This is a genomic window from Streptococcus sp. HMSC34B10 (genome assembly GCF_001839505.1).
In the GTDB taxonomy this organism is placed as follows: domain Bacteria; phylum Bacillota; class Bacilli; order Lactobacillales; family Streptococcaceae; genus Streptococcus; species Streptococcus peroris.
This window is the reverse complement of the sequence record NZ_KV841551.1, coordinates 178760-186851: the sequence shown is the minus strand read 5'-3', so window position 1 is coordinate 186851 and position 8092 is coordinate 178760. Positions and strand designations below refer to the sequence as shown.

The window sequence follows — 8092 nt, the reverse complement described above, 5'->3', positions numbered from 1 at the left end:
CTTGAGCGACAACTATATTAGTATATCACAGTCATCTTTCCCTGTCAACAGGTTTTTTTAACTTTTTTATTCCCATTAACTTAACCGCAATACACCCATAGTCCGTACGGGATTCGAACCCGTGTTACCGCCGTGAAAAGGCGGTGTCTTAACCCCTTGACCAACGGACCTTGAGCTTTTAGGCTCTTTCTATTATACCCACTTTTAGAATCTTGTCAACTGGTTTGGGAAAAATGTAAACTGATAAATTTATCAGTTTACAACCATTGATTAATATCTAGTAGCTTAAAGATATTTGTGCAATTATAATTCAGCGATTTGATTTAGGTTTACTTCCGCTACTGTATCGTTGCCAAACATAGAAATAGTCATTTTCACCTTGTTATTATCGATTTCAGTGATTTTCCCTGTGTAATCGGTAAAAGCGCCATCGATAATGCGGACTGTTTGACCAACTTCAACATTGATGTCAAACTCTTGAACAGTTTGTCCCATTGACACCAAGATATCTCTAATTTCTTGTTCTAAGAGCGGAGTTGGTTTCGATCTATTGCCGTGTGACCCAACAAATCCTGTAACGTTTGGTGCGTTACGCACTACAAACCAAGCTTCATCAGTCATGACCATTTCTACAAGAACATAACCAGGAAAACGGTTTTCTTCAACTTCTTTTCTCTTCCCGTTTTTTTCAACTTGTACAGTTTGCGTTGGGATTTCCACACGTAAGATATTATCTAACATATTGTATGTTTGTGCTCGTTGCAAAAGATTTTCTTTTACTTTATTTTCATAACCTGAATATGTTTGGAGGACAAACCATCCCTTATCAAAACTATCCATCTTTTTTCCTTTCTTAATGGTAAACTTCTTTCAGCGTATTTATTCTATCTTAAAAAATATTGATGAATCGAATCAATCCACTAACAATTAATTGGTCAAATATATAAATTAAAACAACAAAGAAAGCCGTATATTCCATGATAGATTTAAAATCTACCCAACTTTCTTTCCGAGTTGGCCAAGTTGTATCTTTTAAAAGTGTAAAGATATCCTTAATAAAACTCATTATTTTCTCCTATCTCGTTTCTCGGTGTGTTGTGTATTTACCACAATGTTTACAAAATTTATTTACTTCTAAGCGAGTCAGTTTTGGATTACTACTAATTTTAATCGAGTAGTTTCTTAAACCACAAATCTCACAGGCCAAGCTTGCTTTTTTAAGTGCCATAGCTCCTCCATCTTATATATTATACCAATTATCCTTGCCTTTGACAAGTTAAATTACACTACGCACTTATCCTATTTTGAAAATAAAAAAAGTCTAGGAATAATTCTAGACTCTATTTTACATTATTTTCCGAGGTAGTATTCTTTTACAACATTCAACTTTTCGTCAAATTCGAATACCAATGGTGGGAAGTTAGGAATTTCCACATCCATGATTTCGTCGTCTGACAAATGTTTGATATGTTTTACAAGGGCACGGATTGAGTTACCGTGTGCTCCTACGAATACGTTTTTACCATCTTTAAGAGCTGGAGCGATTTTATCTTCCCAGAATGGAAGCGCACGTTCCAAGGTAACTTTCAAGTTTTCAGCATCTGGAATGACTGAGTCGTCAAGTGAAGCATAACGACGGTCTGTGTGTGCTGAGTGTTCGTCATCATGAGCCATAGCTGGAGGCAATACATCGTATGAACGACGCCAGATGTGAACTTGTTCATCACCAAATTGTTGAGCAGCTTCAGCTTTGTTTTTGCCAGTCAAACCACCGTAGTGACGTTCGTTCAAGCGCCATGATTTTTCAACTGGAACCCAGAGTTGATCAGATGCTTCAAGAGCCAAGTTCGTTGTTTTGATTGCACGTTTTAATACTGAAGTGTATGCTTGATTAAATTCGATACCAGCTTCTTTGATCAATTTACCAGCATCAATAGCTTGTTGTGTACCTTTTTCAGACAAATCAACATCAGCCCAACCAGTGAAAAGGTTAGCTTTGTTCCATTCAGACTCACCGTGGCGAGCAAAAACCAATTTTACCATTTGATGGATCTCCTTTAATTCTTCGAGGTTGTCCCCGTTTTTCTATTCTATTTTACACAATTTTTCACAAAAAAGCTAGTTAAAATCAACGGAAAAGAGAAGAGCTCTTCGACTCTTCCCTTAAAAATAATTTATCCTTCAATTTTGAATTGTTTCAAGCTTGCTAGGTACAAAGCCCCACCAATGATAAGGACAATTCCACCAATCCATCCAAAGAATGGAATCAAAGCAACTCCAGAACCAACAATAAACAAAATCGATGGTGCTAATGAAATACGTTTGTCATCTTTATAATAAACAAGAGAGAGGATTCCAAGAATGAGAGTTGCAATTTTTACTAATGTGAAAACAAGTAAAATAACCCCCACTACAATTCCCGCAAAATCTTCATCCTCAGCAATAGCTGCAAGAAAAACTATTAAAATGGGTAAGAAAGCTAAAATAGCCCCTACAATAATACCGATAATTCCATCGACTTGTGCAAGTGTTTTTGTCTTCATAAACGTCTCCTTTTTGTTAATAAGGTATATTATACCATATTTTTAATAAAATTCTGATTTTTTAAAAAAATACAGGAAATTCTCCTGTATTTTTGTTAAATTATTTTGCTTCAAATCCTTCTGCAACAGCTTGGGCAAAGTTTTCTTCTACGATACTTGCACAGTGGTCACAGATGGTTGCGTGATAGCTACGTTCTGTTGTAGTTGGATCGATGCGACGGCAACGGTCACAAACTTCACCAGCCGCACGTTCAACCGTGAAGGCTACATCTTCAAAGGTCACTGCACCTTCTGGAGCTGGTCCTTCTGCGATGGTCAACTCAGAAACAATCAAGAGTTGAGCCACATTGCTATCAACAGCCCCTAGAAGTGTTTTCACCACTTCATTTGGATAAACTGTCAAGTGAGCTTCTAGTGATTTACCGATGACTTTTTCATTACGCGCTTCTTCCAAGGCTTTTTGAGCTTGTCCACGGAAGGTCATGAAGGCTGACCATGTGTCCAAGATTTCCTCTTGATTCGCAAATGTTTGAGCTTCTGGTAATTCTGACAATTGAACAAATTCTTCTGTTTCAAACTCAAGATAAGACCAGATTTCTTCTGCAGTGTGAGGAAGGATTGGTGTCAAGAGTTTAGTAATCTTCACCAAAATATCATAGAAAACTGTTTGCATTTGACGGCGTTCTAGAGATTTCGCACTCTCGATATAGACTACATCTTTAGCAAAATCAAGGTAGAAGGCTGACAAGTCCACATTGATAAAGTTCACAAGAGCCTTGTAGATAGTCAAGAATTCAAAGTTTTCGTAAGCATCACGAATGGTCTTAACAAGCTGGTTAAAGCGAATCGTCATGTATTTATCCACTGAACGAAGCTCATCATAAGCGACTGTATCCTCCGCTGGATTAAAGTCAGAAGTATTGGCAATCAAGAAACGAAGGGTATTTCGAATCTTCCGGTAGGTTTCAGAAACTTGGCTCAAGATATCCATGGAAATACGGACATCGTTTGTTGAATCAACACTAGTAACCCAAAGACGCAAAATTTCCGCACCAAATTGCTTTTCAACATCACTTGGAGCAATGGTATTTCCAAGAGATTTAGACATCTTCTCACCTTTACCATCCAAGGCAAAACCTTGAGACAAGATTTGCTTGTAAGGCGCTACGCCATGGTTGGCAACAGAAGTGATCAAAGATGAGTTAAACCAACCACGGTATTGGTCTGAACCTTCAAGATAGAGATCCGCTGGATAAGTCAATTCAGGGCGATTCACGATGACACCATTCCATGATGAACCTGAGTCAAACCAAACGTCCATGATGTCTGTTTCTTTCTTGAACTCGCCATTTGGTGAACCTGGATGGGTAAATCCTTCTGGCAAGAGGTCTTTGGCATCACGTTCCCACCAGATGAGGGAACCATGTTCTTCAAAGAGTTGCGCTACATGCTCGATGGTTTCAGCTGTCATGATTGGTGTTCCGTCTTCTGCGTAGAAGATTGGAAGAGGAACTCCCCAAGCACGTTGACGAGAGATGACCCAGTCACCACGGTCACGAATCATATTGTAGAGACGAACTTTCCCCCATTCTGAATGGAATTTCACTTTTTCAATTTCATCCAAAATTTCTTGACGGAATTTTGAAACAGAGGCAAACCACTGTGGAACTGCACGCCAGATAATTGGTTTTTTAGTACGCCAGTCAAATGGGTAAGAGTGAGATATTTCTTCTTTGGCAAGAAGGAGGCTACCTAGTTTTTCAATAACTGTTGGAACAACCTTATCATAGAATTGACCTGCAAAGTCAGGCCCAGCATTCTCCATCATAATACCACGTTCATTGACTGTTACAGCAACTTCCAAACCGTTGGCCACACCGACGTTATAGTCATCCTCACCAAAACCAGGCGCTGTATGGACAATACCAGTACCTGAATCAAGGGTGACGTGGTCTCCAAGGATCACCAATTCGTCAACTGCTGCATCCCATGGGTGTTCGGTTACGATATGGTTCAATTCTTTCCCTTGGTATGTCGCAAGAACTTCTGGATGATCCCAACTAAATTTTTCAGACAAGCTTGGCAATAATTCAGAAGCCACTACATATTTACGATCAGAACCAGCAGGTTTCACGACAACATAATCAAAGTCAGCACCTACTGTCAAACCGCGAGAAGCTGTGATGGTAAATGGAGTGGTTGTCCAAACTACGATATAAGTATCTGTATCTAAAATACCTTTCCCGTTCTTGACCTTATTCCCATAGTAAAGAGAAGTGGAAACCAAATCATGGTATTCAATTTCCGCTTCAGCAAGAGCAGATTCAGAAGACCAAGACCAGTATACAGGTTTCGCACCACGATAGATATAGCCTTTGTTGGCCATTTGTCCAAAGACACGAATTTGGGCCGCTTCATAATCAGGGGTTAAAGTTACATATGGATGGTCCCAATCCCCTGAAACACCCAAGCGTTTAAAGTCTTCTCTTTGTTTATCGACTTGAGAAAGAGCGTACTCCCGACACATTTTAAGGTATTCAGAGCGTTCAATTTCTTTCCGTTTAACCCCTTGTTTCGCCAAGACTTGTTCGATTGGTAATCCATGGGTATCCCAACCAGGGATATAAGGTGCGTAAAATCCTGACATAGACTTAGAACGAACAATGATATCTTTTGAAATCTTGTTCATAGCATGTCCTACGTGGATATTTCCGTTTGCGTATGGAGGGCCATCATGAAGTGTAAAATGCGGTTTTCCTTCATTTAATTCTTGACGACGTTGGTAAAGTTTAGCTTTTTCCCACTCTTTTTGCCAAACTGGCTCTTTAGTTGGAAGACCGGCACGCATTGGAAAGTCTGTTTTCCCAAGATTGAGAGTTTCTTTAAGTTTCATTAGTACTCCTTTAATGTAAATTGACAAATAAAAACCACGACTCCCTAAAAGGACGAAAATCGTGGTACCACCTTTGTTCGGAAAAAGACCCAGTCTTTTTCCCTCTTCTCCCGTAACGTGGGGAACGTCAAGTCTTACTCATTTCAGGCTTGATACTATGAGAGGATAAATTTACCAATAGGGATTGTAGGGCTTTCACCATTTCCTACTCGCTAGAAATATATTTGATAAATTCCTGTTCTCTAACTAAAATCTTATAAAATTTGAACTGACTCTTGTTGAGTGTTAGCATCGTCTTGAGATTCTTCGTCATGCTTTGTCTCAACAGGAGCCTCAGTAGCTGGCTGTACTTCAACATCAGTTGGTTTCTCAGCAACAGCTTCTGACAATTCCTTGTTAGCTGCTTCAATACGTGCTTGAAGTTCTGCAACTTCTTCTGGTGAAAATTGACGAGTCATGTCAATTGGTTCTTCTTCATGATATGAAGATGCTGCTTCACCCAAAACTTCTTCGACAACTTCCTTGAATGCTTCATCACTTGTTTGAAGATAAGTTGCAGTTGGACGTAAAATCTCTTCCCACTCAGATGAATCAACAATAGCCAATTGGCTTTCAATAGTTGATTTTAAACGTTGGTGGAAGACACGACTCTTATTCTTCAACTCTTCAGTTTCAACAGCGACTTTCTTAGCATTATCTGTTGCTTGTCGCAAAATTTCATTTGCTTTGTACTTGGCTTCATCAAGCAAACGTTGTGCATCTTGTTCAGCTTGTTGAATAATGTTGTGAGAACTATCATTCGCTGCTTGTTTTACACGCTCAGCTGTGTCTTGAGCGATCAAAACAGACTGGCTTAATGAATCTTTGATTTCATCAAAATAATTTAGTCGTTCTTCTAAATTTTTAATATGTTGATCTTTTTCATGATTACTACGAACCAAATCTTCATAATCACGGACAACAATATCTAAAAATTCATCAACTTCTTCACGATTAAAACCTCTAAATTGGACACCAAAGGTTTTATCCTTAATTTCTAACGATGTAATTGGCATATTTTTCCTCACTTACTTAATAGTTGCTGGATTGTTAATTTTTTCTTATCTTTCTTGGTTTGACCATTTTCTTTGAGCAAGATAATGCGACCAAAGCGTCTGACACTTATCAAATCACCAACTTTTACTTGATAGTCTAATTTTTCAACTAGATGATAATTGACTTGAACCAACTTCTTTTCAACTAGATTTGAAGTTTGCGAACGAGATAATTTCAAGATGCTTGATAAAAAACTATCCAAGCGAAGGCTTGAAACCAAGACCTCTCTTTCTTGATAGCCATCTTTCGATTTTATAATATCTGAAAAAGAACGTTCTACTAAACTTACAGGCAACTTGGAAATTTTTTGAATACCATCCTGGAACAAGGTAGTAAACCTTTGATCCACTATAATCTGAGCTTTTTGTTCCGTAACAAGTATATCACCGAATAATTTACGATCAATACCCAATCGATTGAGAACCGTACCCAGAATTTTTGAATGGGTTAGTTGTTGAAACTTGCTGGAATACTCAATTTCAAGCAAGGCCATTTCAAAATTTTCTAAACTCGGTGCGAAATAATCTGGCGCTAGAAGAACCCTTGCGTATTCCGAAGGTACATAACTGGTACTAGAGAAAGTCTTTATTTCTCTATTATTCCCAAGTGTTTCCAAGATATAAACTTGATGAGGGTTTATAAAAGGAGTTAGGATTGGTGCGTAATGTTCTTCTACTTGCCTCATCCATTCTAGGCTCTTATCAATAAAAGGAATATCCTCAGTTGCAAAATGTTGGTAAAGATCTTTACTCATAAGACAACCAACAAATTGATGAGATAGCGACTTATCATGCGCAAGAGAATTAGAGCTATCCAAACCGAGAAATCCAAACCTGCAATTTGAAGGGGCAGGCGTTTCAGAGGTTCAAGAATAGGTTTACACAAAGTCTCTAAAAACTTACCTAACTGGGTGTTATAAGCATTTGGAAACCATGATAATAGAGCAAAAGCTACAAGTATCATCGAATAGATATCTGTAGCATTTTGGATAAAACGAATTATTAGAAACATTAACGTACTCTATTTCTCTTCATGTCAAAATCGAACTCTTCGCTTGAACTTTCTTCTGGCAAGCGAATGTCTTCAATGTTAACCACTACACCAACCGGTGTCAAAAGATACATTGTATTTGCAACTTTTCGCAACTCACCAGCAAGAACATGACGAGCTCCATCCAAGTAATCTAAACAACGACGCGCTTGAACTTCAGTCATATATTGGAAGTCAATCAAGATACTTTCATTGCCAGCTAACATATCAACAATATCTGTTGCATCTTCGTAACGGCGTGGGTAACGAACATCAATTGTTACTTTTTCGGTACTACGATGACTTTCAATAGCTAATTGTTGCTGACGAGCATGAAGTTTTGTAATGTTTTTCTCTTTTGCATCAACTGAAGAAGATTCTTGAGTTTCCTTTTGTGGCAAATCTCTTCTAGAAGGAACTGAAGCTAGGGAACGTTCAGGTTGTGCAGCTACAATAGCTGAACTAGTTTCATCTCCATCTTCTATAAAGTAATCTATAAATTTATCAAATTTATCTTTTAATGACATGACTA

Annotated in this window: 9 protein-coding genes, 1 tRNA gene and 1 pseudogene; all 11 read right to left on the bottom strand. The window is 38.2% G+C overall.

Annotation, left to right across the window (positions count from 1 at the left end):
* Positions 1 to 98 precede the first annotated feature (98 nt).
* The 11 genes and pseudogenes from HMPREF3237_RS04210 to HMPREF3237_RS04160 all read right to left on the bottom strand — a co-directional run bounded on the left by HMPREF3237_RS04210 (position 99) and on the right by HMPREF3237_RS04160 (position 8087).
* Positions 99 to 170 (bottom strand) — tRNA-Glu (locus HMPREF3237_RS04210).
* Between the two features lie 133 nt (positions 171 to 303).
* Complete coding sequence (nusG, locus tag HMPREF3237_RS04205) at positions 304 to 840, bottom strand: transcription termination/antitermination protein NusG (protein WP_070888940.1); 537 nt, start codon at positions 838 to 840, stop codon at positions 304 to 306.
* Between the two features lie 49 nt (positions 841 to 889).
* A complete protein-coding gene (gene secE / locus HMPREF3237_RS04200) occupies positions 890 to 1066 on the bottom strand; it encodes a preprotein translocase subunit SecE (RefSeq protein ID WP_070888939.1) in 177 nt (58 codons plus the stop codon).
* Positions 1067 to 1075: 9 nt separating this feature from the next.
* Positions 1076 to 1228: a 50S ribosomal protein L33 gene (gene rpmG / locus HMPREF3237_RS04195; RefSeq protein ID WP_006146391.1), complete on the bottom strand. Its 153-nt coding sequence runs from the start codon at positions 1226 to 1228 to the stop codon at positions 1076 to 1078.
* 122 nt (positions 1229 to 1350) lie between these two features.
* Positions 1351 to 2043 carry a phosphoglycerate mutase gene (locus tag HMPREF3237_RS04190; protein ID WP_070888938.1) on the bottom strand — a complete coding sequence of 231 codons (693 nt, stop codon included), beginning with the start codon at positions 2041 to 2043 and terminating at the stop codon, positions 1351 to 1353.
* 131 nt (positions 2044 to 2174) lie between these two features.
* The gene (locus tag HMPREF3237_RS04185) at positions 2175 to 2543 is read right to left on the bottom strand and encodes a hypothetical protein (RefSeq protein WP_070888937.1); all 369 of its coding nucleotides are present in this window, start codon (positions 2541 to 2543) and stop codon (positions 2175 to 2177) included.
* A gap of 100 nt (positions 2544 to 2643) precedes the next feature.
* A complete protein-coding gene (gene ileS, locus HMPREF3237_RS04180; protein WP_070888936.1) occupies positions 2644 to 5436 on the bottom strand; it encodes an isoleucine--tRNA ligase in 2793 nt (930 codons plus the stop codon).
* A 376-nt stretch (positions 5437 to 5812) separates the two neighbouring features.
* A pseudogene (locus HMPREF3237_RS04175) lies at positions 5813 to 6491 on the bottom strand (DivIVA domain-containing protein); the annotation flags it as partial.
* An 8-nt stretch (positions 6492 to 6499) separates the two neighbouring features.
* A complete protein-coding gene (locus HMPREF3237_RS04170) occupies positions 6500 to 7285 on the bottom strand; it encodes a YlmH family RNA-binding protein (protein ID WP_070888934.1) in 786 nt (261 codons plus the stop codon).
* The gene (locus HMPREF3237_RS04165; protein WP_006146385.1) at positions 7282 to 7542 is read right to left on the bottom strand and encodes a YggT family protein; all 261 of its coding nucleotides are present in this window, start codon (positions 7540 to 7542) and stop codon (positions 7282 to 7284) included. Before HMPREF3237_RS04165 ends, HMPREF3237_RS04170 begins: the two co-directional genes overlap by 4 nt.
* Positions 7542 to 8087 carry a cell division protein SepF gene (locus tag HMPREF3237_RS04160; RefSeq protein ID WP_070888933.1) on the bottom strand — a complete coding sequence of 182 codons (546 nt, stop codon included), beginning with the start codon at positions 8085 to 8087 and terminating at the stop codon, positions 7542 to 7544. Before HMPREF3237_RS04160 ends, HMPREF3237_RS04165 begins: the two co-directional genes overlap by 1 nt.
* Positions 8088 to 8092 lie beyond the last annotated feature (5 nt).